At 60.9% G+C, this 24,121-nt stretch carries 21 protein-coding genes; 8 read left to right on the forward strand and 13 right to left on the reverse strand.

Annotated elements, in window-relative coordinates; genetic code table 11:
• Positions 1 to 89 precede the first annotated feature (89 nt).
• From AMC99_RS06195 to AMC99_RS06215, 5 genes are all read right to left on the reverse strand, one after another.
• Positions 90 to 767 (reverse strand): class I SAM-dependent methyltransferase, encoded by a 678-nt coding sequence (locus tag AMC99_RS06195; protein ID WP_232301520.1) that lies wholly within the window; start codon positions 765 to 767, stop codon positions 90 to 92.
• Positions 768 to 805: 38 nt separating this feature from the next.
• On the reverse strand, positions 806 to 1,933 hold the full coding sequence (gene prfB / locus AMC99_RS06200) for a peptide chain release factor 2 (RefSeq protein ID WP_061924231.1): 1,128 nt from the start codon (positions 1,931 to 1,933) through the stop codon (positions 806 to 808).
• 87 nt (positions 1,934 to 2,020) lie between these two features.
• Entirely contained in the window at positions 2,021 to 2,569 is a 549-nt protein-coding gene (locus AMC99_RS06205; RefSeq protein WP_232301521.1) for a peroxiredoxin, read from the reverse strand.
• Between the two features lie 30 nt (positions 2,570 to 2,599).
• Complete coding sequence (locus AMC99_RS06210) at positions 2,600 to 5,113, reverse strand: penicillin-binding protein 1A (RefSeq protein ID WP_061924237.1); 2,514 nt, start codon at positions 5,111 to 5,113, stop codon at positions 2,600 to 2,602.
• 79 nt (positions 5,114 to 5,192) lie between these two features.
• A complete protein-coding gene (locus AMC99_RS06215) occupies positions 5,193 to 6,077 on the reverse strand; it encodes an N-acetylmuramoyl-L-alanine amidase family protein (protein ID WP_061924240.1) in 885 nt (294 codons plus the stop codon).
• A gap of 427 nt (positions 6,078 to 6,504) precedes the next feature.
• On the opposite strand from AMC99_RS06215, the gene AMC99_RS06220 reads away from it, so the two are divergent.
• Positions 6,505 to 9,297 carry an Rne/Rng family ribonuclease gene (locus AMC99_RS06220; protein WP_061924243.1) on the forward strand — a complete coding sequence of 931 codons (2,793 nt, stop codon included), beginning with the start codon at positions 6,505 to 6,507 and terminating at the stop codon, positions 9,295 to 9,297.
• 56 nt (positions 9,298 to 9,353) lie between these two features.
• Here AMC99_RS06220 and AMC99_RS06225 read toward each other — a convergent pair whose 3' ends face one another.
• Both AMC99_RS06225 and AMC99_RS06230 read right to left on the reverse strand, forming a co-directional pair.
• On the reverse strand, positions 9,354 to 9,956 hold the full coding sequence (locus tag AMC99_RS06225) for a class I SAM-dependent methyltransferase (protein ID WP_061924246.1): 603 nt from the start codon (positions 9,954 to 9,956) through the stop codon (positions 9,354 to 9,356).
• Positions 9,957 to 10,077: 121 nt separating this feature from the next.
• Entirely contained in the window at positions 10,078 to 10,845 is a 768-nt protein-coding gene (locus tag AMC99_RS06230) for a nucleotidyltransferase family protein (RefSeq protein WP_061924249.1), read from the reverse strand.
• A 115-nt stretch (positions 10,846 to 10,960) separates the two neighbouring features.
• On the opposite strand from AMC99_RS06230, the gene AMC99_RS06235 reads away from it, so the two are divergent.
• On the forward strand, positions 10,961 to 12,097 hold the full coding sequence (locus tag AMC99_RS06235; protein ID WP_061924252.1) for a CDP-alcohol phosphatidyltransferase family protein: 1,137 nt from the start codon (positions 10,961 to 10,963) through the stop codon (positions 12,095 to 12,097).
• Positions 12,094 to 12,522, forward strand: coding sequence for an HIT family protein (locus AMC99_RS06240; protein WP_061924255.1), 429 nt, complete (start codon positions 12,094 to 12,096; stop codon positions 12,520 to 12,522). Before AMC99_RS06235 ends, AMC99_RS06240 begins: the two co-directional genes overlap by 4 nt.
• Here the strand turns inward: AMC99_RS06240 and AMC99_RS06245 are convergent, their stop codons facing one another.
• Positions 12,523 to 13,269: a phosphocholine cytidylyltransferase family protein gene (locus AMC99_RS06245; RefSeq protein WP_061924258.1), complete on the reverse strand. Its 747-nt coding sequence runs from the start codon at positions 13,267 to 13,269 to the stop codon at positions 12,523 to 12,525.
• A 111-nt stretch (positions 13,270 to 13,380) separates the two neighbouring features.
• Here AMC99_RS06245 and AMC99_RS06250 point away from each other — a divergent pair, with 111 nt between their 5' ends.
• A complete protein-coding gene (locus AMC99_RS06250; RefSeq protein ID WP_061924261.1) occupies positions 13,381 to 14,733 on the forward strand; it encodes a lipopolysaccharide biosynthesis protein in 1,353 nt (450 codons plus the stop codon).
• Here AMC99_RS06250 and AMC99_RS06255 read toward each other — a convergent pair.
• Positions 14,730 to 15,464, reverse strand: a complete 735-nt coding sequence (locus AMC99_RS06255; RefSeq protein ID WP_061924263.1) for an SDR family NAD(P)-dependent oxidoreductase — start codon at positions 15,462 to 15,464, stop codon at positions 14,730 to 14,732. The genes AMC99_RS06250 and AMC99_RS06255 overlap by 4 nt on opposite strands.
• A 239-nt stretch (positions 15,465 to 15,703) precedes the next feature.
• On the opposite strand from AMC99_RS06255, the gene AMC99_RS06260 reads away from it, so the two are divergent.
• The 4 genes from AMC99_RS06260 to AMC99_RS06275 all read left to right on the forward strand — a co-directional run bounded on the left by AMC99_RS06260 (position 15,704) and on the right by AMC99_RS06275 (position 18,831).
• Positions 15,704 to 16,486: a succinate dehydrogenase iron-sulfur subunit gene (locus AMC99_RS06260; RefSeq protein ID WP_061924266.1), complete on the forward strand. Its 783-nt coding sequence runs from the start codon at positions 15,704 to 15,706 to the stop codon at positions 16,484 to 16,486.
• A 5-nt stretch (positions 16,487 to 16,491) separates the two neighbouring features.
• Complete coding sequence (locus AMC99_RS06265; protein ID WP_061924269.1) at positions 16,492 to 16,947, forward strand: PaaI family thioesterase; 456 nt, start codon at positions 16,492 to 16,494, stop codon at positions 16,945 to 16,947.
• Positions 16,944 to 18,059, forward strand: a complete 1,116-nt coding sequence (zapE, locus tag AMC99_RS06270; protein ID WP_061924271.1) for a cell division protein ZapE — start codon at positions 16,944 to 16,946, stop codon at positions 18,057 to 18,059. The genes AMC99_RS06265 and zapE overlap by 4 nt, the downstream gene beginning before the upstream one ends.
• 73 nt (positions 18,060 to 18,132) lie before the next feature.
• The gene (locus AMC99_RS06275) at positions 18,133 to 18,831 is read left to right on the forward strand and encodes a pirin family protein (protein WP_061924274.1); all 699 of its coding nucleotides are present in this window, start codon (positions 18,133 to 18,135) and stop codon (positions 18,829 to 18,831) included.
• A 7-nt stretch (positions 18,832 to 18,838) separates the two neighbouring features.
• Here AMC99_RS06275 and AMC99_RS06280 read toward each other — a convergent pair whose 3' ends face one another.
• From AMC99_RS06280 to AMC99_RS06295, 4 genes are all read right to left on the reverse strand, one after another.
• Positions 18,839 to 19,762, reverse strand: a complete 924-nt coding sequence (locus AMC99_RS06280; protein WP_061924277.1) for a crotonase/enoyl-CoA hydratase family protein — start codon at positions 19,760 to 19,762, stop codon at positions 18,839 to 18,841.
• A gap of 203 nt (positions 19,763 to 19,965) precedes the next feature.
• Positions 19,966 to 21,864 (reverse strand): XrtA/PEP-CTERM system amidotransferase, encoded by a 1,899-nt coding sequence (locus tag AMC99_RS06285; protein ID WP_061924280.1) that lies wholly within the window; start codon positions 21,862 to 21,864, stop codon positions 19,966 to 19,968.
• Between the two features lie 11 nt (positions 21,865 to 21,875).
• A complete protein-coding gene (gene xrtA / locus AMC99_RS06290) occupies positions 21,876 to 22,904 on the reverse strand; it encodes an exosortase A (RefSeq protein WP_061924282.1) in 1,029 nt (342 codons plus the stop codon).
• Positions 22,894 to 24,117: a TIGR03087 family PEP-CTERM/XrtA system glycosyltransferase gene (locus tag AMC99_RS06295; RefSeq protein WP_061924285.1), complete on the reverse strand. Its 1,224-nt coding sequence runs from the start codon at positions 24,115 to 24,117 to the stop codon at positions 22,894 to 22,896. Before AMC99_RS06295 ends, xrtA begins: the two co-directional genes overlap by 11 nt.
• Positions 24,118 to 24,121 lie beyond the last annotated feature (4 nt).

Below are 24,121 nucleotides of genomic sequence, written 5' to 3' on the forward strand. Positions count from 1 at the left end.
ACGCCGCGCCGATGTATCCTGTCCGCCCTAGACCACATTCACTCCGAATGCGTAGGGTTTTCTAACCGCAAGCTGTGGAAGGGCGCAATTCAGGCAGGCTGGACGCTGCAGGGCGCGATTTCCGAAGGGGACTTACGCGTGTCGCCGCGCTCGAACCGGGCGAAGTATCCACGGATGTCCGGTTTCTCGACAAATTCGATCAGGCGGTAGCCGATGGCTTCGAATTCGCACGACAACAGCAAGGGTGGAATGCCGTGCTGGTCGGTTGGCCTGTCGCTATCGACGACAATCACCTGCCCCCCTTCGGCAAGCGCAGGCCACATCCGCCACAGGAAGGCATATGGCTCGCTTACCTCGTGGTACATGTGGACGAGGAAGATGCGGTCGAAACTGTCCGAGGGCAGCTGCGGATCGTCTTCGGTCCCAAGCTTGATCGAGACGTTTTCGATCCGCTCGCGCTCCACCCGCTGGCCCAGGCGATCGAGCGCCTGCCGGTCGATATCCTGTGCCAGGACCCGCCCGCCATTACCGACCCGTTCCGCCAGGCGAACGGTGTAGTACCCCTCGCCCGCACCAATGTCGGCAACGGTCATTCCAGGGCGTATATCGGCAAGCTCCATCACCTTCTGCGCCTCGCCGCGGCTGTCGCGGACATCTTCGGTCGAGAAGTTCGTCGCGCCGAGGTCAGAAACAGGGCGATCGGGCCGAGGGAATTCCGCGGAAGTCTCCGGACGTGCCGGATCATCCGTAGCCGGTTTGCAGGCCACGAGCAGTGCCAAGAGGCACAGTCCGGGCCAGCGCAACACTATTCCACGTCCTCTACGTCGACTGCCTCGCCCGTTACGCGCTGGGCCAATGCCGCGGAAATGAAGTCATCGATGGCACCGTCGAGCACCGCATCGGGCGAAGTCGAGGTCACGCCTGTGCGGAGGTCCTTCACCATCTGGTACGGCTGGAGGACGTAGCTGCGGATCTGGTGGCCCCAGCCAATCTCGCTCTTTTCCTGGTACTCGCCGCTGGCAGCCGCCTCACGCTCGGCCATTTCGCGCTCGAACAGGCGCGCCTTCAGCATGTTCATCGCAGTGGCACGGTTCTTGTGCTGGCTGCGGTCGTTCTGGCTGGCGACGACGATCCCGGTCGGTTGGTGAGTGATGCGAACCGCGGAGTCGGTCGTGTTGACGTGCTGGCCGCCAGCGCCCGACGCGCGGTAGGTGTCGATCTTCAGGTCGCTCTCGTTGATCTGGATGTCGATATCGTCATCGATCACCGGATAGACCCAGACCGAACTGAAGCTGGTGTGGCGACGCGCCGAACTGTCATAGGGACTGATACGGACGAGGCGGTGCACACCGCTTTCCGTCTTGGCATAGCCGTAGGCATTCTCGCCCTTGATCAGCAAGGTCGCCGACTTGATCCCGGCCGCTTCGCCAGCCTGGTATTCGACGGTCTCGACCTTGAAGCCTTTTCGCTCCGCCCAACGGGCATACATGCGCAGCAGCATTTCGGCCCAATCCTGGCTTTCCGTGCCGCCCGCGCCTGCGTGGATTTCGAGATAGGTATCGTTGCCATCCGCTTCGCCGGACAGCAGTGCCTGGACCTTGTCGGCGTCAGCGCGATCGGCAAGCCGCTTGAGCGAGCTCAGCCCCTCGTTGACGACATCGTCATCACCCTCGGCTTCGCCCATTTCGACGAATTCGATCGCATCGGACATTTCGCTCGAAATCTCGTTCACCGTGTTGATCGAGGTTTCGAGCTGTTTCTGTTCGCGGCTGATCGCCTGCGCTTCCTTGGGATTGTCCCACAGGGTCGGGTCCTGGACGCGGGCGTTGAGTTCGTCGAGACGGCGCAGCGCACGCTCCCAGTCGAGCGACTGGCGCACTAGGTCGAGTGCTGCCTCGATCCGGTCGATATTGGCCTGCCCTTCGGCACGCATGGGAATTCCTTCAAGGTTCGGTTTCTGCGAGCGAGCGCGCTAGGTGCCACTGCCCGGGTTGTAAAGTTTCGCGGGTGTCCGCGTTTCCTATTTCTTCTTGAGCTTGCGCACCGTGTCGAGGGTCAGGCGCACATGTTCGCGATAGTCCATGTCGTCATGGACCATTGCGATCTTGCCATCGGAGGCGATGACATAGCTCGTCCGGCTGGTAACGCCGGTATCCTTGCCATCGCGGACGAGAGCCACGTCATAGGCATTGATGATCTTGTCGCTGGCAACACCGACGGGAAAGGCATCGCGGCATTCCTCGCGGCTGAAGCGCTTCAGTGTTCCGATATCGTCATTGGACATGCCGATAACGGTCGCACCCGCAGCTTCGAACTTCGCCATATTGTCGGCAAAGGCATTGGCTTCGAGTGTGCAGCCCTTAGTGAACGCCTTGGGATAGAAGTAAAGCACGACCGGCCCCTTCGCGAGCGCGGTGCGGAGAATGAAACCGAACTCCTCGCCGGCAAGAGCGGCGCGGGTCGAGAACGCCGGCGCCTTGTCACCCTTGTTCAAATGCGCGGCAGCCGGGCTGGCCACGAGTGCCGCACAGGCAGTGGCCAGCAGGCCGAGCTTCATTTTCCCAAACATCTCAAATCCTTCCCATCGAGCCGATTGGACTCAATAAATGCCGCCCTGGTCCTCGACGAAATCGGCCGGTTGCCCCTCGCCGTCCGTGACGACGGTCTGCTGTTCCCCGCCGCCCCGACCACGGCGGATCAGTTCCAAGATTTCCTTGCGCTTCGCGGCGATCTCGTCCTGCCGGGTCGATCGAGCAGGTTCCGTATCGGGCTTGAAAGCTTCCCAGATCACCGACGCCTTCGGATCATCGGTCGGCCATGCATCGAATACACGCTTGCCCGAGATACGGTCGATCCTGACCATCCGGATGCCTGCAGGTGCCACCGGCGGCTCATCCTTCCAGCGATCCTTGGTCTTTTGCACGAATTCCTTGAAGATCGGAGCGGCAGTGTTTCCGCCCTGTACCCATCCGCCAAGGTTCCGAGGCTGGTCGAACCCGACATAGACGCCAGCGACAACCTCAGGCGAACCGCCGACGAACCAGGCGTTGGTCGGACCCGAGGTCGTACCTGTCTTGCCGAACAGCGGCAGGTTCAGGTCACGCAGGCGGACAGCAGTACCACGCGTCACGACGCCTTCGAGCATGTGAACCACCTGGTATGCGGTACGCGGATCGATCACTTCCTTGCCCTGCAATCCGAAGCGCGGCATCGCCTTGCCATCCCATTCGGGCATGTTGCAGTTGGTGCACTTCCGCTTGTCGGCGCGCCAGATCACCTTGCCGTGACGATCCTGGACATAGTCGATCAGTGTCGATTCATGCAGGCGGCCATGATTCGCAAGGGCGGCATAGGCGTTGACCATCTTCTGGACAGTCGTGTCACCAGCACCCAGCGCGAAGGCAGGATAGGGTTCATAGGAACCGATCTTCATGTTCTCGAACGTCTTGATAACCTGCGGCATGCCCGCTTCCATCGCGATGTGGACCGTCATCAAGTTGCGCGATTGTTCAAGGCCCCAGCGCATGGTGTGGACACCGCCACCGCCACCGCCGAAGTTGCGGAAACATTTCTCGCCGAGGTTCGCGCCCTGGTAGAAACAGAAAGTCTGGTCGGGGACCTCTGACGCCGGCGTCATGCCATTATCGAGGCCGGTCGCGTAAACGAACGGCTTGATCGTCGATCCCGGCTGACGGAGAGCCTGCGTCGCACGGTTGAAGTCAGACAGGCGATTGTCGAAACCGCCCTGCATGGCAAGCACGCGGCCGGTCTGGACCTGTTCGGCTATGAACCCGCCCGAAACCTCGGGGATGGTCCTCACGCGGTAACCGGAACCGCTCGGTGATGCGGCGATGACATCGCCAGCCTTCAGCTTGTCCGGCAGTCCTGTAAGCGGAACTTCGCTGCCATCGGAAAACCCGATCTTAGCGCTCGAACCGCTGCGCTGGGTGACGACGCCGACCCGCCAGTCTTCATAGCGAACGGAAAGGTAGGAACTCGCAAGTTGGCTCGCCCAGTTCCCTTCGCTGACGTCGAGCGTCGCGATCGGACCGGTCCAGCCCCGACTGCCGTGATAGCGCAGCAGCCCGGCGCGCAGCGCGTCCCTTGCCGCGATCTGCATTTCAGGATCGAGCGATGTACGCACCCACAGGCCGCCCGCATAGACGCTGTTGCTGCTCGTTTCGGCCGTCTCGCCGAATTGCTCGATTAGCGAACGGCGCACTTCCTCGAGAAAGTATCCGGCATCGACCGAACGCTCGCTGCGCTGGGTAACCAGGCCAAGCGGCTTGGCCTGCGCCTCGCGCATCTCCGCTGCGGTGATGAAGCCGTTTTCCTCCATCTTGCGCAGCACGAAATTGCGCCGGTCGATGGCCATGCTCTCGTTCGCCTTGCGGCCATAGCGCTCGGGCGCCTTGGGCAGGATCGACAGGAACGCCATTTCATGGAGGTCGAGGTCGCCCACGTCCTTGTCGAAATAGGCGCGGCTTGCCGCCTGCACACCGAAGCTGCGGCGACCGAGGGGAATTTCATTGAGATAGAGCTCGAGGATTTCCTGCTTGCTCAAAACGCCTTCGATACGGCGAGCGAGGATCATTTCCTTGAGCTTGCGCGTGACCGAATATTCGTCACCCAGCAGAAGGTTCTTTGCGACCTGCTGCGTAATGGTCGAACCACCTACCGCGCGTTCTCCCGACCCGTACTTCACCGCATAATCGAATACGGCGTTAGCAGTACCGGTCAGATCGACCCCGCCGTGGCTGAAGAAGGTCTTGTCCTCTGCCGAAAGATACGCCTCGATCATCCTTTGCGGGAAATCGACATATTGTAGCTGCACGCGGCGTTCGCGGGCATAGGAATGGACGATCTCGCCGTCGATGCCGCGCACCACGGTCGGCAAGGGAGTCTCGTAATCGAGCAGGGTTTCTGCATCCGGCAGATCGCGGGCCAGCCAGAACCATGCAACGATCGTTAGCAGCACGAATGCCCCGATGGCAGCGGCCGCCCAACGGAACAGGCGACGCTCTCGCCAATTCCGGCGAAACCATTCCAGCACGGCGTTGCTGTCGCGCCGCAAGCGGAAGCGGGCATATTCTACGGTGGTTTGTTCTTCCATGACTTGTCCCGCCCTTAGCACGTAGAATTCGCGGTAGGCTACCGGATTTGCGCGCAGATGAACGCCTTATGCGCCAGCTTCACGATACCGGTGCCGGCGTCCCCGCCTGCCGGGCGAAATATATGCGGATCGCACGTGCCATTACCTCGGCAAATTGCTTGCGTCCTTGATCGGAAAGCAGGCGCTGCGCCTCCTCGGGGTTCGTAACGAAGCCGCTTTCGTAGAGCACCGAGGGGACGTCAGGCGCACGCAGTACGGCGAGCGCCGCCGAACGCTTGGGTCGGGGATGGAACAGCAACTTGCCCTCTCCTGCACGTGTCACAAGACCAGCGAAAACATTCGAATCCTCTTGCGTCCGCCTTTGTGAAAGTTCGACGAGGATCGCACTGACTTCCTCGCTCTGTCCTTCGATCTCGACGCCATTGAGGCGGTCGGCATCGTTTTCGCGTGCGGCAAAGCGCGCAGCCGCATCGGAAGATGCCTCGTTCGACAAAGTGTAGATGCTTGCTCCGGTGACAGGCGCTTTCTCTCCTGCAGAATCGGCATGGATCGAAATGAAGAGATCCGCCTCCATCCGCCGAGCAATCTCTGGGCGCTCACCCAAGGTCAGCAGGCGATCGTCATCGCGGGTCATGGCTACGCGAACCCCGCCCTGGCTGACCAGCTCGTCGCGCAAGGCAAGCGCGAGGCCGAGAACAATGTCCTTTTCGCGCACATCGCCGCCAACAGCTCCGGGGTCCCGCCCCCCGTGTCCCGCGTCGATCACGACCAGCGGATCGTTCGGATCGTCCGAGCCGAGAATATCGGGAAGCTCGGTTTCCGCCCCCTCTCCAGGCAAGAGGAAACGCAAAACGTATTCCCTGCCGAACTCGGGAATCGGAACCCGCACCCCGCTCACAAACAGTGCCGCGCCAACCGCGACGGGCAGGAGGACGATCGCCGCCAGGTGATAACGGAGCATCATGGTGTGACACCGTTAGGGCTTTGCCAATGCTTTGCGCAATATAGTTGCGGGGCGTAATGCACGGTGCTAGCACCCGATTACCGGAAGAGGACTGCCCAAGGCATTTGATTTTCGCATGCCCGGCGCCATTCCGATATCTTCGCGGAGCTTCTCCGCAAGATCGCAATACAGGTTGACGCAGTGACACGATTCCCCTCCCCGACCATCTTGCAAACGCGTTCATCGCGTCCTGCAATCTGTTCGGGCCGGGCCGCACCGTTCGAGTGCGATCGGAGCATTGCAGACACGAAGCTTCCGCCCCGCTGGAACTCAACCCGGGGTCGATTGAACACAACCGGAGAGGTGTCGAACACCGCCGGTTTCCCTACATTTGCGCGCAACCTGGCCCGGTCACTGGCCCCGCCCGGCTGCGCCTGGAGAATTCATAATGGCAACGCGCATGCTCATCGACGCGCGCCACCCGGAAGAAACGCGGGTGGCGGTGCTCAAAGGCAACCGGATCGAAGAATTTGATTTCGAATCGTCCGAACACAAACAGATCAAGGGCAACATCTACCTTGCCAAGGTAACCCGGGTAGAACCTTCGCTTCAGGCGGCATTCGTCGATTTCGGCGGCAACCGTCACGGCTTCCTCGCTTTCAGCGAAATCCACCCCGACTACTATCAGATCCCGCAGTCCGATCGTGACGCGCTTCTGGCCGAAGAGGCCGAGGCTGCCGAAGAAGAGGCTCGCCTCCGCGCCGAAGAGGAAGAGCGCGGCGAAATGCCGGGCGACGAATACGACGCCGAAAGCGAAGAATCGGCCGAAGCACTGGTCGAAGACCTCGCCGAAGACGGGCTCGAGGAAATCGACACCTCTGAAAAGGACCGGGTCGCCACCATCGAAGACGGTCACGTCGACGGCAATGGTGACGACGAGGATGAAGACGAAGACGATTCCGACGAAGAAAACGGCGATGACAGCCGCAAGTCGGGACGTGGCCGTCGCGGTCGTGGTCGCCGCCAGGGCCGCGGCAAGTCGCGCGCCAAGGAAGTGGACGAGGTCCGCGCCCGTCGCCTGGCCCTGCGCCGTCGCTACAAGATCCAAGACGTCATCCATCGCCGCCAGGTATTGCTGGTACAGGTGGTCAAGGAAGAACGCGGCAACAAGGGCGCCGCGCTGACGACCTACCTCAGCCTCGCTGGCCGATACACCGTCCTGATGCCGAACTCGTCGCATGGCGGCGGGATCAGCCGCAAGATCAGCTCTGCATCAGATCGCAAGCGCCTCAAGCAGATCGTTGGCGACCTCAGCCTGCCCAAGACCATGGGCCTGATCGTCCGCACTGCAGGCCTCAGCCGCACCAAGACGGAGATCAAGCGCGACTTCGATTACCTTGCACGTCTGTGGGACGGTATACGGGAGAAAACGCTGGCTTCGGCTGCACCGACGCTGATCCATTCGGATTCGGACCTGATCAAACGCGCGATCCGCGACATCTACAACCGCGATATCGAGGAAGTCGTGGTCGAGGGTGAAGAAGGCTACAAATCGGCCAAGCAGTTCATGAAGCTGCTGATGCCGAGCCACGCCCGCCGCGTGAAACCCTATTCCGACCCCATGCCGCTGTTCCAGCGCTATGGCGCCGAGGACCAGCTGCGTGCGATGTACGATCCTGTCGTGCAGCTCAAATCGGGTGGCTATCTCGTCATCAACCCGACCGAAGCGCTGGTTTCGATCGACATCAACTCCGGTCGTTCGACCAAGGAGCACGGCATCGAACAGACCGCCGTTGCGACCAACGTCGAAGCGGCGAAGGAAATCGCCCGCCAGCTGCGCCTGCGCGACATGGCCGGTCTGGTCGTCATCGACTTCATCGACATGGAATACAATTCCAACACGCGCAAAGTCGAAAAGGCGATGAAGGATGCGCTGAAGCACGATCGTGCGCGTATTCAGGTCGGACGCATTTCGGGCTTCGGCCTGATGGAAATGAGCCGCCAGCGCCTTCGCACCGGCGTGCTCGAAGCAACGACCCGCGACTGCCCGCATTGCGATGGAACGGGCCTCGTTCGCACCGCAAGTTCCGCCGGTCTTTCGGCTCTCCGCCTGATCGAAGACGAAGCTGCCAAGGGCAAGGGAACGATCATCCGCCTCGGCGCAAGTACCGAAGCTGCGATCTATCTCCTCAATTCGAAGCGCGCCGACCTCGCCGAAATCGAGGATCGTTACAATGTGACGGTCGAAGTAGTGCCGGAAGGCGAAGACGAAGGCGCGAAAATGACGGTTACGAGCATGGGCCCTCGCCCGTCTTCGGCACCGAAATTCGAACCGATCGTCGAAGACGACGACGATGACGACGACATCATCGACGATGAAACCGACGAGGATGATCGCGAAGAGCGCGAAGATCGCGATGATGACGATGACGGTTCGAAGAAGAAGCGCCGTCGCCGCCGCCGTGGTGGTCGCGGGCGAAACAAGAACCGCGGTGAGGACCAGGGCGACGAATCGTCGAATGACGATGCCGACGAAGAGCAGGATGAATCCCGTTCGAATGGCGACTCCGACACCGATGAAGATGGCGCACCGAAGAAGAAGCGCCGCCGGAGCCGTGGTGGACGCCGCCGTCGCAAGAACCGCGAGGATGGCGAAACCGCCGATAACGCCGAGACGGTCGAAGATGCGGTAGAAGCCTCTGCGGACAAGGCGGAAGACATCGCGGAGAAGGTAACGGACGATATCGCCGTCGTCGGTGCCGCATCTGATGACGCCGAAGCGACCGACGAGAAGCCCAAACGCAAGCGCGCGCCCCGCAAGAAGAAAGCGGCGGACGAAAGCGAAGCGGTACAGGCTGAACCGGCCGAAACTGGCGAGGCCTCCGAGGAACCGGCTGAAAAGCCGAAGCGCAAACGTGCACCTCGCAAAAGGAAGGTCGAAGAAGCAGCTGAAGAGGTGAAGGAACAGCTGACCGACGACATCTCCGTCACCGCAACTACCGAAGCCCCTTCGGACACCGGAGACGAAGCAGAAGCTGCGCCGAAGAAGAAGCCAGCGCGCAAACGCGCACCGGCCAAGTCCAAGGCAAAAGCCGCCGATGGTAGCGAGGAAAAAGCCGAAGCATCCGACGCCCCCAAGGTCAAACCGGCGGCAAAATCGGAGACGCCAACTGACGGAGGCGATGGCTCCGACGACGGCAAGCCGCGTCGCGGTTGGTGGCAGCGCACCTTCGGGGAGTAATCCCGGTTGAGAAAATCAGAGGGCGCGGGGCGAAAGCTTCGCGCCCTCTTTCACGCCTACACGCCTGCCTTGCGCGCTATGCCCCACTCGTTCCAACCCGCAAAACGGGGCGACTTGGGCAGATAGCCCTGCCCCAAGGGTTCGACCTCGAAGCCCGATCCGCGAAGGGCCGATCCGATCGGACGGGTCAGGTGACACCCCCCGGCCAGACGCTTCCAGGTCGGCTCGATCCGCTCCTGCCATTTCACGACTTCCGCATCGGGCGCCCGCCCATGCTCGAGAAAGAGGAGCCTGCCGCCGGGTTTCAGGATGCGCCGCATCTCGCTCATCACGCGTGCGGGATCTTCCACGGTGCAAAGGGTAAAGGTGCACACAACGGTGTCGAAACTGCCGGAAGTGAAGGGGATTTCTTCGCCCCGCCCTTCGCGGATATCGACTTCCCAGCCCTTGGCCCTCGCCTGGCTGCGCGCTTCGTCCAGCATCATCCCATGCGGATCGATGCCGGAAAAACTGGTGACGGCATTGGTATCGTAAAATTGCTGGTTCAGCCCGCCGCCGCAGCCGAGCTCGAACACGTCACCTGTGGCGAGCGGGACCAGCCCGGACCTGCGCTTCATGATCTGACCCTGGCTGCAGGCATAGCCCACCAGTCGCGGCATCAGATGTTGATCGTACCAGCTCTGCAATCCCACCGCGCGTCCCCTCCCAAGGTCACGTCGCACCGAGACTAACCGTTTCAATCGATTTGCAAATAGGAAAACGTCATCACCGCCAAGGCGGTTACCGTCCCTCTGCCATTAGCGCGCGGACCAGTTCGAGATCCTGCGGCTTGTCGACATCGACCGCTGCAAGCCCGTCACGCGCTGCCACTAGCTCGCTGCGAATGCCGATGCGCTGGCCGATCCGCCTGATCGCGTCTGCCATGCTCAACCGGCCGAAGAGATATGCCAGCAACATTCCCGGCCCGATCTTCGCGACCATGCGCCATGGCTTCTTGCGGTCCTGTTCGATCCGCATCCACAGCCGGATGGCCTCGCGGGACCGAGGCGTCTTGAGGTAAAACAGGTTGCAGCCCGACCACTCGCCATCGCCGAGCTTGAGGTAGGTGCGCTTGTTGCCCGGCAGTGCCTCCTCGACCGCACGACGCGGAGCCAGCATGACGCCAAGGTCCGCCGCCTCGGGCGTATCGTCGATGCATTGCCGTATCCAGTCGGGCCGGAGCAGCGCGTGGTCGCTTGTCGTCACGAGCATGGGCGCGCCGAAGGCTTCGAGGGCATTATGAACGCTCTGGCTGGGACCGGTAGCAGGCACCATGCATTCGGCGCCCCTGGCTTCCGCAATCGCGACGACCGCTGCATCATCGGCCAGCACGACGATCCTTTCCGGTCCTGCGCCCCGCACGGCATCGATAACGCGGTCGAGAACGGTCCGCCCTCCGACATCTAGCAGTGCCTTGTGCGAAACACCCTCTGCCGATGCCAGGGGATCGCCACCGGGACGAGTCCCGGCAAGGATCAGGGCTGTCACGCGTTCATTGGCGGTGGTCATAGGGTGCCCATAATCAACGCAGAAGCCATCGCACAGCCCCTCGTATGGGTTTTGCCTGTCAGTATCGCCTGCCTAAGGCATTGCCCAGCTTCACCGGGCCGCCTAATCCCGCGCCATGACCAGCAACAATTCCATGCCTGCCATCGAAAGCATCGGACAGAACCCGACCAAGCTTTGGGGCCTGACAATGCAGGAGCGCACGCGCCGCCTCGGGGCAACGCTCGGTCTCGATGGCAGCGACTCCTCATCCGCAATTCTCGTGAACGCGCAATACACTGCCGATCCTGCCTGGGTGCGACATGTGGTGGCGCATCCAGGTTATGTGCTGACGGTGGATGGAGTGCCTGCCCTCGCCCATGCGCGAACCCCGGAAGAGGCGCAATCCATCCGCAACGCGATAAACGCGGCCACGGGTATCGCCGACACGGGTGCGCTCAATATCGTCCGTTTCGAGGACGGCCCCACGATCGAGAACAAGCAGTTGAGGAAGCGCGAGACCCCGTTCCTCATGAAGCTTGAGCCGGCCTCCGTTCGCACCATCGAGCGTGCCAGCTATTTCGGCGCCTACAAGGGCGTCACGGACATTCTGACCAAGTATCTCTGGCCGGAATGGGCCCTCGTCCTGACACGGATGGCCGCCAAGGTCGGCATGACGCCGAACATGGTCACGGCCATCGGCGCGATCCTGTGCGTCGCTGCGACATTCGCCTTTGCCTACGGTCATTACTGGGCCGGCATGGCGATGGGCCTCGTTTTCATGGTGCTCGACACGGTCGACGGCAAGCTCGCTCGTTGCACCATCACTTCGAGTTGGTGGGGCAATATCTTCGACCATGGGATCGACCTCGTCCACCCGCCTTTCTGGTGGTGGTTCTGGGCAACCGGCCTCGTTTACTGGGGCCTAGAACTCGACGACCGGACGTTCTGGCTGGTCCAGGCGGCCATCCAGGGGGGCTACCTCGTCCAGCGCCTGATCGAAGGCGTGTTCATGCGCCGTAACGGGATGATGCACATCCATGTCTGGCGGCGGTTCGACAGCCAGTTCCGCCTGATCACGGCGCGTCGTAACCCCAACATGGTGATCCTGTTCGTTTCGATGCTGTTCGGCCGGCCCGACCTCGGCATCATCGCCGTCGCCTGGTGGACCGTCGCATCGCTCGCCGTGCATGTGGTACAGCTGGTCCAGGCGGAAATCGCCCGCGCCAGGAAGGGTGCGCAGCTCACGAGCTGGCTCGCAGGAGACGATGCATGAACGAGACGATCGAGAAATTCGGCTATCCCGGAACGCTGCTCGCAGAATTCGAGCATTGGGTCATCCTGCTACGACCCGCCCAGCCTACTCTGGGCAGCCTCGTCCTTGCGGCCAAGTCCGATGCGACCGAGTTTTCGGCTTTGCCGGCAGAAGCGCACGCCGAACTGGCGACGGTGACGAAAGCCATCGAAAGCGCACTGCGGGCCTTCGTCGATTACGCCAAGATCAACTATCTGATGCTGATGATGGTTGACCCCAACGTCCATTTCCACGTCATCCCCCGCTACGAGGGGTCACGCGAATGGAACGATGTCGAATTCGTCGACGTGGGTTGGCCGAAGCTACCCGACCTCGGTCATGCCGTCGCACTCGACGCCAGCCAGATCGACGCGCTCAAGGAAAAACTCGCGCCTTTACTCGGCTAGTCAGCCCTCGGCGACCCAGCGTTCGGTCAAGGCCGTCGCAGTCTCGATATCGTTGAGGAAATCGACCTCGGCCCAGTCCATCCCCTCGATCGACTTCGTGCCGACCTTGCCGCTGTCGGCGATCATGTCGATGACTTTCAGGTACCAGTGATTGACGCCGTCAGCGGTGCGCATTGTCTGCCGCACGGTTTCCCGGAACAGTTCCGCGCCTTCACCGCGGAATGCGAGGAAGCCGATTGATTCCGAATTGCTGACTTCGGCCGTCAGGGTCTTGCCGATCCGGGCCAGACGCCCGTTCTCGCCGCGGCTGACCTTCATGTCGTCGCTGTCGTAGGAATCCTTCACATCGACCGTGACCGCGATCGGCCAGTCCGATCCTTCCTGTACACGGCGCACGATGTCTTCCGACACCAGCGTATCGCCGTTGAGGATGAGGAAATCTCCCTTCATCTGTTCGCGAACGATCCAGCAGGAGCCGAGATTGTCGGCAACCTTGAAGAACGGATTGAAATGACAGGTGATTTCCACACGCGGATCACGGATCTCCGCAAGCCTCGCTTCCACCATGTCGGTCATGAAGCCGGTCACGACATCGATGCGCTTTACACCGCCACGGGCGAGCATCTCGATCTGCCATTCGATCAAGGTCTTGCCCGAAAAATCGATCAGGCACTTCGGACGTTCGGCAGTCAGCGGCAATAGTCGCGAGCCTTGGCCCGCGCTCAGGAGAATAGCATGTTCGATCATGGTGCAGCCCTTTAGGCGCACAGTGTGCGACTAGCAACGGCCCGAAGGAATGTGGCTATTGCAAGCGAGGTGCTTGCGCGTTGAGACGCGCTCGTCCAATGCGCAAAATCCATGCAGGACAATGCCCAAGCCACCCGTGAACCGCGTTCGTTGATGTCGCGAATGCTCACAAACGTCGCCTGGCTGGTGGGCGGCAAGGGTTTCGGCGCGGTTTGTTCGCTGATTTACCTCGCGATCCTGACCCGTTCGCTCGGTCTCAAGGACTTCGGCCACTTCTCGCTGATCTTCGGTACCGCGCAGGCGCTTATCGCCATTGCCGGGTTCCAGACCTGGCGCACGGTAGTCCGTTTCGGTGTCCAGCACATCCATGACGGGGACTGGGACGGTTTCGGCCGCCTCAGCATGATGGCCTTCATCCTCGACGTCGTCGGTGCGCTGATCGGTTGTGCGATCGCCTATGTCGTTTTCTATCATTTTGCAGCCGAGTTGAGCCTCAATCCTCGCCTCATCGACACGGCATTCTGGTTCAACGTGGCGGCGCTGTGGGCCCTCGTTTCTGCGCCTACCGGCATCGTGCGTGCCCTCGATCGCTTCGACATCGCCGTTTATGTCGAGGCTATCGTCCCGGCAGGGCGCCTGATTGCTGCTGCCGTCATTGCCCTTACCGGACCCAGCCTTGCACGTTTCCTCATCGCATGGGCAATCATCGACCTCTTCGAAGCGGCGATATACTGGATCGTCGCCCGGCGCCTCAGTCCGCAATCGATCCGGTTCAAATTCCTCGGCAGTGCTTTCCAGGCTCGCCATGAAAATCCGGGCCTGATCCGCTTTTTCGGGATCACCTACCTCAGCGCAACATTGGAAGCCGTTTTCCGACACGGGCCTTTGCTCGCAGTCGGATACTTCGTCGGAACGAGCGCAGCCGGCATATACCGCCTCGCTCACCAGCTGGCTCAGGGCCTGTCGAAACTTTCTGGCCTGCTCAGCCGCGCAGCCTATGCCGAAATCGCCCGTGCAAGGGTGGCTTCGGCAGCGCAGGAGTTCCGCCGGCTGGCATGGCAGACGACACGCCTCGCCGGTGTGGGCGGCGCCTTGGTCGTGATTTTCGTTTCCGCAGTCGGCGGCCATATCCTCGCGCTTCTCGGCGGGGAGGAATTCCGCATGGGCTATACAATCCTGATCCCGCTGACGGTGGTTTCGAGTATCGAACTCGCCAGTGTCGCGTTCGAACCCGTCCTGCATTCGACCGGCCGCGCGCGCCTGTCGCTCCTTGCCCGCTTCTTCACCGTGTTAACGGCAGGTATCGCCCTCGTTATCCTCGTTCAGCATTACCAGGAACAAGGCGTCGCATGGGCGCTCGTGATCGGCGCAGCCGTTGGCTATGTCGTAATGGGATTGATGGCTTACCTCACTTTGAAGCGGGACCTCGGCAAGGTCGATCTTGCCAGCGGGGAAACCATCTAGGCGGGGATCTCCCTTCCCTGCCAATCGAAGACGTTACCGCTATTGTGCGGTTCGAGCTTGCCGATGACTGCCAGCAAGTTGCAAGCCGCATCGTCCGGGTCGGTCAGTTGTCCGGCAGGAAGGTTCGCCTGGAACGGTTTCGAAAGGTTCGAATTGACCGTCCCCGGATGCATACCGACAATGATCGCATGCTCATGCGTGCGTCGCATTTCGATGGCGAAATTCCGGATCAGCATATTGAGCGCTGTCTTGCTCGCCCGGTAACTGTGCCATCCGCCTAACCTGTTGTCGGAAATCGATCCGACGCGCGCCGATAGTGCTGCAAAGACACTGCGCCTGTCGCGCGGCATGATGGGCAGGAAATGCTTCGCAATCATAGCCGGGCCGATGGTGTTGAGCGCGAATGCCTGCGCCATGGCATCGGGCGATAATTGCTTGAGCGACTTTTCCGGTCCGGTTCCTTCGGGCAACGTCAGCGATCCGGTCGCCACGATCACACAATCGGGCGGCACCTCTTTCAATTCTGCCGCAATCGACGCAATGGAACCTTCATCCATGAGGTCGAACCGGAATCCTGTCGCGCCTCCGATAGCGGTGCCCGAACGCGATCCGGCCATGACCGTCGCACCGCCTTCCACCAATTGCCTGCAGAGCGCGCCGCCTATTGCGCCGGATGCGCCGAAAACCACCGCACGCTGCGGCCACGGTGCCTGCTGTCCTACATCGTCCATAATGCTTAAACAGGCCGGATGATCATCGAGTTCCTAGCTACGCCCACCCTGTGCCGTTGCCGCGGTAATTTTCTACCCTCAGGACTGTGTTCCATGTGTTCCATCGCGTAGGATTTGCAGCCAGCCACCGACATTGAAAAAAGCTGCAACAGTCATACAAAATCTCTCAACATGCGGCGGCTTGCTCTCGCTGGCGAAGGCGCTAGAGAGGTTTCGAAAAGCAACAGGATTCATCGGTCATGGCCACTTTCACCCTCCCCAAGAACTCGAAGATCACGGGCAAAACCCGTGAGCACAAGGCTGAGGGCGGCTCGCGCATCCAGAAATTCAAGGTCTATCGTTACGATCCGGACAGCGGCGAAAACCCGCGATACGACACGTTCGAAATCGACCTCGACAACTGCGGCCCGATGGTTCTCGACGCCCTGCTCAAGATCAAGAACGAGGTCGACCCGACGCTCACCTTCCGCCGCTCGTGCCGCGAGGGGATTTGCGGATCGTGCGCCATGAACCTCAACGGCAAGAACGGCCTCGCCTGCACGACCGCGATCGAGGACCTGAAGGGCGAAATCCGCATCACACCGCTGCCGCACATGGATGTGATCAAGGACCTTGTGCCCGATTTCACCCATTTCTACGCGCAATACGCATCGATCCGTCCCTGGCTGCAGACCGTCAGCCCGACGCCGAGCGGCAAGGAGCGCCTTCAGTCGCCCGAACAGCGCGAGAAGCTCGACGGGCTTTACGAGTGCATCCTGTGCGCATGCTGCTCCACTTCGTGCCCCAGCTACTGGTGGAATTCGGACAAGTTTCTCGGACCGGCAATCCTGCTTCAGGCATATCGCTGGCTGGCCGACAGCCGTGACGAGATGACCGGCGAGCGCCTCGACCAGCTGGAAGATCCGTTCCGCCTGTATCGTTGCCACACCATCATGAACTGCGCGAACGTCTGCCCCAAGGGTCTCTCGCCCGCGAAGGCGATCGCCGAAACCAAGAAGATGATGGCCGAACGGGCAATCTGAGCCGCATGGCTTTCAAGGACGACGTTTTCGAGCACGGGCCCGATCCCGAAAATCCGGGCTGGTATCATTGGAACCTGAAGGATGACACGCTGTTCAACGGCGCGGTCATGGGCAGGCTCATCACTCGCAAGGAAGGCGACAAGTGCCGCTTGCGGATGTTTCCTGAACGCAAGCACGAGAACCTGCAGGGAATCATCCACGGCGCGATCACCCTGTCGCTGATCGACATTTCGCTGTTCACGACGATGCATGTCGTCGGCAGCGGCAATGCCGGCCCATCTGTCACGCTCGAGCTTTCGACGCAGTTTATCGGTGGCGGTGACCCCAAGCGTCCGCTCGATGCAGTAACGGAAATCATGCGCGAGACGGGCAAACTCGTATTCGTTCGCGGCGAGGTCGTCCAGGAAGACGACACCGTCGCGGCCTATAGCGGCATCATCCGCAAGTTTCCGCCCCGATGAGCGGAATGCTCGCCAACTACGAGAAGCTCGTGGCATCCGGCGAATTGCGCCCCGATCCCGACCAGCGAAAGGCGGCCGAGCGACTGAGCGCGCTGCAGAAGGAGCTCGAGTCAGAAACTTCGGGCGGCCTGCTTTCGCAACTGTTCGCACGAAAACAGAACCAGCCCCGCGGCGTTTACATGTGGGGTGGCGTAGGCCGCGGCAAATCCATGCTCATGGACCTCTTTGTCGAAAGCCTCGGGATCATGCGGAAGCGCCGGGTTCACTTCCACGAATTCATGCTGGAAGTGGATGCCCGTATCAGGGAGGAGCGCCGCAAGGAATCGGGCGATCCCATTGCTCCTGTCGCGCGCAAGCTGGCACAGGATGTTCGCTGCCTCGCCTTCGACGAGATGGTGGTCAACAACACCGCCGATGCCGCGATCATGAGCCGGCTTTTCACGGCGCTGATCCGCGACGAGGCGGTCACGGTGGTCACAACGAGCAACCGGCCGCCGCGCGACCTCTACAAGGACGGGCTCAACCGCTCGCTGTTCCTTCCGTTTATTGATCTCGTGCAGGAAGAACTCGACGTCCTGGCGCTCGATGGGCCGGTGGATTATCGCCTCGACAGGCTGGGCGATCTCGACACATGGCACACGCCGCTTGGCGAGGCTGCAACGGCACAGGTCCGCGAGGCGTTCTTCCGCCTCACCGACTACAAGCCCGAGGATGCTGAACATGTGCCGTCCGCCGAACTCGATCTAGGCGGAGGGAGAAAGCTCCACGTTCCCAAGAGCCTGAAGGGCGTCGCCGTCTTCAGCTTCAAACGGTTGTGCAGCGAAAATCGCGGCGCGTCCGATTATCTCGCCATCGCCCGCGCCTATCACACAGTGATCGTCGTCGGCATTCCGCAAATGGGGCCGGACAAACGCAATGAGGCCATACGTTTCACGAAACTGGTCGATGCGCTTTACGAACAGCGCGTCAAATTGTTCGTGACCGCAGATGCCTCTCCGGAAGAGCTTTACCAGGCAGGCGACGGCAGCTTCGAGTTCGAGCGGACCGTCAGCCGCCTGAAGGAAATGCAGAGCACGGACTACATGGCCCTTGGCCATGGCGAGGATTCTTGAACGCACGCCGCACGTACCCATATCGTTCCCGTTCCGGCGGACAGAACATACCCCGCCGATGGGGAATAGCCAGATGATCGACATTCGACCTTTCGCTTCGCTCGGCGCAGCCAACCACGGCTGGCTCGATGCAAGACACCATTTCAGCTTCGCCAATTACTACGACCCCGCACGCATGGGCTGGGGTTCGATCCGCGTTTGGAACGACGATACGATTGCGCCGAAGTCAGGATTCCCGCCGCATCCGCATAGCGACATGGAAATCGTGACCTTCGTTCGCTCGGGCGCAATCACCCACAAGGACAGCCTGGGCAATGCAGGCCGTACTGCGGCAGGCGACGTTCAGGTCATGAGCGCGGGAACGGGGATCACGCACGCCGAATACAATCTGGAGGACGAGGCGACTACGTTATTCCAGATCTGGATCGAACCCGACCGCCGCGGCGAAAAGCCCGGTTGGGGGCAGCGCGAGTTCCCAAGTGCCTCGCGCGCCGGCGGTTTCGAGATTCTCGCAAGCGGCGATCCCGAAGGCGATGGCACTCTGGGCATCAGGACCGACGCCAGGGTTGCTGCTGCAAACTTGCTGGCTGGGCAGAAGGCGGTGTGGGAAACGGGTGCCGATCGTCACCAGTATCTCGTCGCACCGAAGGGACGCATTCGCGTGAACGGCATCGAAGCCCAGCCAAGGGACGGGATTGCGGTGACTGGCGAGACCCGGATCGAGGTCGAAGCAATCGACGATGCTGAGATCGTGCTGGTCGACGCTCGCTAGGTAGCGATCAGGCTGCGGCGAGCCGGTCGGCAAGCCGGGCCTGCGCCGCAACAAGCCGGTTCATGATCTTCAGGTCCTGCTCGCGCAGTTCGAGCGCGGTGTCGGCCCATTGTTCGGTAATGCGGTTCAGTTCGGCCAGTTCGAGCTGCCAGACCTGCTTCATCGCCCGGCGTGATCCGACCAGGCCCGCGTGCCGCCTGTCCGATTTCTTGATGAAATCGCGGCAGGCGTTCACGCCATCGCCGGGTTCGGCCAGGTGATGGACGATGCCAAGATCGTACATCTGCTCTGCGGTGTAGGTTTCGTTCGATACGATGATGCGATCGGCCATCGCGCTCCCCAGTTTCCGTGCGAGGAGAGCGTGCGCACCCATTCCTGGGAAAAGACCGAACATTACCTCCGGCAATCCGAACGTGGCACTGCGTTCGGCCACGATGTAGTCGAAGGACAGCAAGGCTTCGAAGCCGCCACCCAAGGCTGCGCCCTGTACCAGGCCGACTGTCAGCATCGGAATGTCGAGCGTCGCGATATTGCGATGAAGGATCGCACAGCAACGGTGACCGTATTCGACCAATGCGTCGCGATTGCGCTCCCGGATCAACTGCTGGAAAAGCTCGAGATCGCCACCGAAACAGAACACATCGGCAGCGCGCGAACCGAGGATCAGGTATCGCAGCGGAACCTTGTCAGGACCAAACCCCTGCTTGATCAAGGCTTGCCAGTTTTCGAAGTCCTTGAGCATCGCCGGAGTAAAACTCGGGCGCCCTGCCGGGTTCATGAACGTCCACAATGCCTGTGAACGGTCATCGTACAAGACATCGAGTTCGGCGAGGTTGAAAATATCATCGGGAATAGATGCGTGAACGGCGCTTTCGGTGAAGAGCTCGTCATCACCACTCAAAGGAATTGCACTGTTTAAGCTGCTGTCCACTCTGTCGCGTCCCTGTTCAACAGATTGAAGTTCTGGTTTTTAGTTACCGGTCAGCGCAGCCATTCCCATCGAGCCAACCATATTTTTACGGAATCTTAAGCTAGCGGCGAGTCCCTTGGCAAACACAAAATTTCAAACCGCGCCGCTCCGGGACGCGATAATCATTCCTGGGGAAATCTTTGTGCCAATTCGGCAACAGCGCGTCAGGCCGACGGGTTCAACCGCTGGAGCGATCTTTCGAGCATTACAAATTGCCACAACAGACGCGAATGATCCGCCCGCCCCGAAATATGCGCTTCCGCCTGATCTTGCAGCGTTTTCTGGTCGAAAAAGCCAAGCTGCGCGATGATCGAACTGCGGCCTACAGCGCGAGCTTCGTTCGCCAGCGGCCCTCGAAACCATGCCGCAATCGGAGTGACGAAGCCCTGTTTCGGGCGATAGAGGATATTTTCGGGCAAATATCGTTCCATGCTCTTCTTGAGCAGGTATTTGCCCTGTTTCCCGCGCACCCGCATCCGCTCGGGCAGGGTTGCAGCGAATTCGATCAACCTGTGGTCGATCAAGGGTTCGCGAGCTTCCAGGCTGACCGCCATGCTGGTTCGGTCGACCTTTGTCAGGATGTCACCGGGCATCCAGAACTTCAGGTCCGCATATTGTGCCCTGTCCAGCCCGCTTCGTGCGGGCGCATCGCGCATCAGCGCGATCAGGTCGCGCTCGGCCTCATATCCCCCCAGACTCTGCCTGCCTGTTGGGGAGTAAAGCGCCCGGCGCTGTTCTGGCGTCAGGATCGACAGGCTCCGGGCGTATCCTTCGTTCCCGTCCTGCGCTATCGACTGGAGCGTGCTCTTGGCCCGCAGCGGTCGCGGTGCCCAGTCAGCTTTTGGCCAGATCCTGCCGAGCGGTCCAAAGATCGTCTCGCGAACGCGCTGCGGGATGATCGCACGGGCGCGTTCCTCGTGCAGGTGGAATACCTGCCTGCGATAACCGGCAAAGGCTTCATCTGCCCCATCCCCGGAGAGTGCCACGGTGACGTCCTCGCGCGCCAACTGGCAAACGCGCCAGGTCGGAAGGGCGGAGGCATCGGCAAAAGGCTCGTCGAACATCGCCGCAAGCGTATCGATTTCGGCAAAGTCGCCTTGGCCGACGACCCGCGCCCGGTGATCGGTTCCAAAGCGCTCGGCGATTTGCCGTGCGTAGGAAGTTTCATCCAGCGCATTGTCGTCGAAACCGATCGAGCAAGTACGGACAGGAGCATTGCTCGCCTCTGCCATCAGCGCGACGACAGACGACGAGTCCACCCCGCCCGACAAGAACGCGCCCAGGGGAACGTCTGCGACCATCCGGCTTTCCACCGCCTCGCGAAGCAAATGGACGAGTTCGGCCGATAGATCAGCTTCGCTGCCCTTTCGGCGTTCGGCGAAACTGATGTCCCACCAGCGTTGCGGCCGTGGCACCGGCTTGCCCTGTTCCATCAGGAGAAAGTGGCCGGCCGGGAGTTTCTCTACGCCAGCAAGGATGGATTTCGTGTCGGGCACGTAGCCCCAGGCGAGGTAGTCGTCGATCGCCAGCGGATCGAGGCGGCGCTTGAACATCGGATGGGCGAGTATGCCCTTCAATTCCGAAGCGAAGGCGATCCCTCCGTCACTCAATTGCGCAAGGAACAGCGGCTTTACGCCCAGCCTGTCCCGGGCGAGAAACAGGGTGCGCTTCGCCTTGTCCCAGATAGCGAGAGCGAACATCCCGTCCAGCCGCGACAGGCACTCCGCTCCCCATTGCTGCCAGGCAGCGAGAATTACCTCGGTATCGCCCTGGGTCCTGAACTTGGCGCCCAGCTTCTCGAGCTCGCGCCGCAATTCCCGGTAATTGTAGATCTCGCCATTGAAGACGATCACCGCTCGGTCGTCGAGCGCATGCATGGGTTGCGGCGACCCTTCCAGGTCGATGATGGAAAGGCGGCGATGACCGAGGCCGATCCCCGGACCGGTCCAGACCCCCGACCCGTCCGGCCCCCGATGGACGAGTGCGTCGCACATCCGCTCGACCCGTCGCGGATCGACCGGCTTGGGCGTTTCCGCATGAAAAATTCCGGCAATCCCGCACATGTCGTCGGCGCTTACAGTACAGTGGGGGCAGCGTAAATCGACGCGGCAAAGGCAAGGACGATTATCGCAAGGAAGCCGATCACTGCCGTTTTCCCTCCTAAATCATAGCGCGACAGCTTCGATAGGACCGGGTTGCTGTCGATTTCAGACAGCGCAAAGCCGGCGTCCTCCGGATTACGCTCGAAGAAGCGCCATGTCGCACCCAGCACGAGGGCAAGTACGATGGCGAAGAATATCCAGCCATAGAAGATATGGTCGAAACCTGCAGCGAACTCGACCCCTTGGCTCTGGGCGATGAAAATCGTGCCCCATGCCCGAATACCGTTGGCGATGATCGGCACGACTACACAAGCGGCCATGAACAGCGCACGCTTCGACCACTTCTCGAAGGCCGTGAAGCATACCAGGATACCCAGTGTGACCATGGCAATCAGGAACTTCACGCCGGAACACGCCTCGGCAACGATGAAAAGCCCGACCGGCGTGTCGATGTAGATGCCGTCCACAGTCGCTGGCACACCGCTCAAGTGGGTAAGCTCGATGGCGATACGGGCAGTGATCATCTGCAAAGGGGGAATGATCTCATCGCCGAACGGGACGAGGAAGACCATCATGCCCAGTGGCAATGCCAGCAAGGCACCGATGCGGATGCCCAAGGCCAGCACTACTGCGGACATAATTGCCCCGACTGCACCGGCGTGTGCCAGCAGGTTGACGCCCGTCATCCTTCCGGAGAGCCAGAGTGTCAGCGCTGCGACGAGCAAGCCGAACCCGATTGCAGACGGTTGGGGTTGTAGCTTCGCCAGATCATGCCGCCTCAATGCGACCAGCCAGCCGATCAGCGGCGGCAAGAGCAGGATGTGATTGTAGGTATCGATGTTCCACCACTGGTGGAGCATCTCTCCCCATTCACGGGCAGCCAGGACGATCAAGGCGAGCCATGCGAGAGCGAGGTGCCCAATCGCACTGCGCCACGCAGGGGCAAGCCCTGTCAGCGCGCCATTCTCGCGCCAGTCGTTCAAAGAACGCTCATGCTGCATGACGCTGGCGCCCTCCCATCAGCAGCAGATCTTCGAGAGGATTGAGGACGGCGTCCCAGCTATGATTGTCGAGAACGAACTGCCGTGCTGCCCTTCCCATCCCTGACAATTTCGAAGGCTCACTCCAAATGATCCGGAACCGGTCGGCCATGGACTTTGCGTCCGCCTCTTCAACCATCCAGTGCAGGCCATCCTGAGCGTCGATACCCGTTGCCGCGCCGGGCGTGAGCAGGACCGGAAGTTCCATCGCCATCGCCTCCAGCACCTTGTTCTGGACACCGCGGGCAATGGTGAGAGGAGTGACCGCTACATCGGCAGCCTTCAGGAACGGGCGCACGTCCGGAACTTCGCCCCAGATCGTTGCGCCTTCGATCGAGTTCTTCGCCAGCAAGGCTTCGGTCGGATTGCGCCCGACGACATGATACTCGGCTTCTGGAAAGTATGCGCGGACTTCAGGCAGGAAATGCTCAATCGCCCAAAGCGATGCCAGCTCGTTGGGACGGTAATCCATCTGACCGGTGAAAACGAAATGCGGTCCGCTTCGCTCGGTCATGCTGCCTTCGGGCAGTACCGATGCCGGATCGAAATATTCGGCATCGATACCGTTTCCGATTGCGTGCAAGCGTGTTCCAGCGGCGTTCTTCAAACGTCCCTGGAGAATGGTCTTCTCACTCTCGCTGATCAGGATCGTGGCATTTGCACGATGCGCCAGCCGCTCCTCTTCGCGGGCTAGCAGCCGCCCTTCCCGCCCATTGAGCCAGACCCGCTCGCCAGCCTTCGCGTAATCCTCGAACTTGACCGAATCCACGTCGCACAGGTCGACAATGACACGCCCCGTGAAGTCGTCAGGAACGTATTGCCCCATCTGGCCCGAGAAAACGAAGATCGCTTCTATCTCGTGCGTGTCGACCGTATCCCGCACCCATCGTTCGAGAGCCCTGCTGTGAAAAGCAGCAAGGCTGACAGGTAATTGGGAAATAACAGCTTCCGCCCCGGCGAGGACGAGGGGTTTTGTCCGGCGTACCAGGCAATGACTCTTGCTCATACGCGCAAGATCGTCCTCGGCCTCCATGTCCGCATCGGTGTCAGCGAAACAGCCGACATGGACATTGCCTCTTTCGGCAAGGAATTTGAGGAGGTGGTGCGAACGGATCTTGTCCCCGCGATCCGGGGGAAATGGCATCCGGTGCGCCAGAAAGATGATGTCGCCCATGGTC

Source organism: Altererythrobacter epoxidivorans, assembly GCF_001281485.1.
Taxonomy (GTDB): Bacteria; Pseudomonadota; Alphaproteobacteria; order Sphingomonadales; family Sphingomonadaceae; genus Erythrobacter; species Erythrobacter epoxidivorans.

Coding starts and splice junctions, on each gene's coding strand:
- prfB (WP_061924231.1), bottom strand. CDS start 1,933: ATGCGTGCCGAAGGGCAGGCCAATATCGACCGGATCGAGGCAGCACTC.
- AMC99_RS06205 (WP_232301521.1), bottom strand. CDS start 2,569: ATGTTTGGGAAAATGAAGCTCGGCCTGCTGGCCACTGCCTGTGCGGCA.
- AMC99_RS06210 (WP_061924237.1), bottom strand. CDS start 5,113: ATGGAAGAACAAACCACCGTAGAATATGCCCGCTTCCGCTTGCGGCGC.
- AMC99_RS06215 (WP_061924240.1), bottom strand. CDS start 6,077: ATGATGCTCCGTTATCACCTGGCGGCGATCGTCCTCCTGCCCGTCGCG.
- AMC99_RS06220 (WP_061924243.1), top strand. CDS start 6,505: ATGGCAACGCGCATGCTCATCGACGCGCGCCACCCGGAAGAAACGCGG.
- AMC99_RS06225 (WP_061924246.1), bottom strand. CDS start 9,956: ATGCCGCGACTGGTGGGCTATGCCTGCAGCCAGGGTCAGATCATGAAG.
- AMC99_RS06230 (WP_061924249.1), bottom strand. CDS start 10,845: ATGACCACCGCCAATGAACGCGTGACAGCCCTGATCCTTGCCGGGACT.
- AMC99_RS06235 (WP_061924252.1), top strand. CDS start 10,961: ATGACCAGCAACAATTCCATGCCTGCCATCGAAAGCATCGGACAGAAC.
- AMC99_RS06240 (WP_061924255.1), top strand. CDS start 12,094: ATGAACGAGACGATCGAGAAATTCGGCTATCCCGGAACGCTGCTCGCA.
- AMC99_RS06245 (WP_061924258.1), bottom strand. CDS start 13,269: ATGATCGAACATGCTATTCTCCTGAGCGCGGGCCAAGGCTCGCGACTA.
- AMC99_RS06250 (WP_061924261.1), top strand. CDS start 13,381: ATGCAGGACAATGCCCAAGCCACCCGTGAACCGCGTTCGTTGATGTCG.
- AMC99_RS06255 (WP_061924263.1), bottom strand. CDS start 15,464: ATGGACGATGTAGGACAGCAGGCACCGTGGCCGCAGCGTGCGGTGGTT.
- AMC99_RS06260 (WP_061924266.1), top strand. CDS start 15,704: ATGGCCACTTTCACCCTCCCCAAGAACTCGAAGATCACGGGCAAAACC.
- AMC99_RS06265 (WP_061924269.1), top strand. CDS start 16,492: ATGGCTTTCAAGGACGACGTTTTCGAGCACGGGCCCGATCCCGAAAAT.
- zapE (WP_061924271.1), top strand. CDS start 16,944: ATGAGCGGAATGCTCGCCAACTACGAGAAGCTCGTGGCATCCGGCGAA.
- AMC99_RS06275 (WP_061924274.1), top strand. CDS start 18,133: ATGATCGACATTCGACCTTTCGCTTCGCTCGGCGCAGCCAACCACGGC.
- AMC99_RS06285 (WP_061924280.1), bottom strand. CDS start 21,864: ATGTGCGGGATTGCCGGAATTTTTCATGCGGAAACGCCCAAGCCGGTC.
- xrtA (WP_061924282.1), bottom strand. CDS start 22,904: ATGCAGCATGAGCGTTCTTTGAACGACTGGCGCGAGAATGGCGCGCTG.
- AMC99_RS06295 (WP_061924285.1), bottom strand. CDS start 24,117: ATGGGCGACATCATCTTTCTGGCGCACCGGATGCCATTTCCCCCGGAT.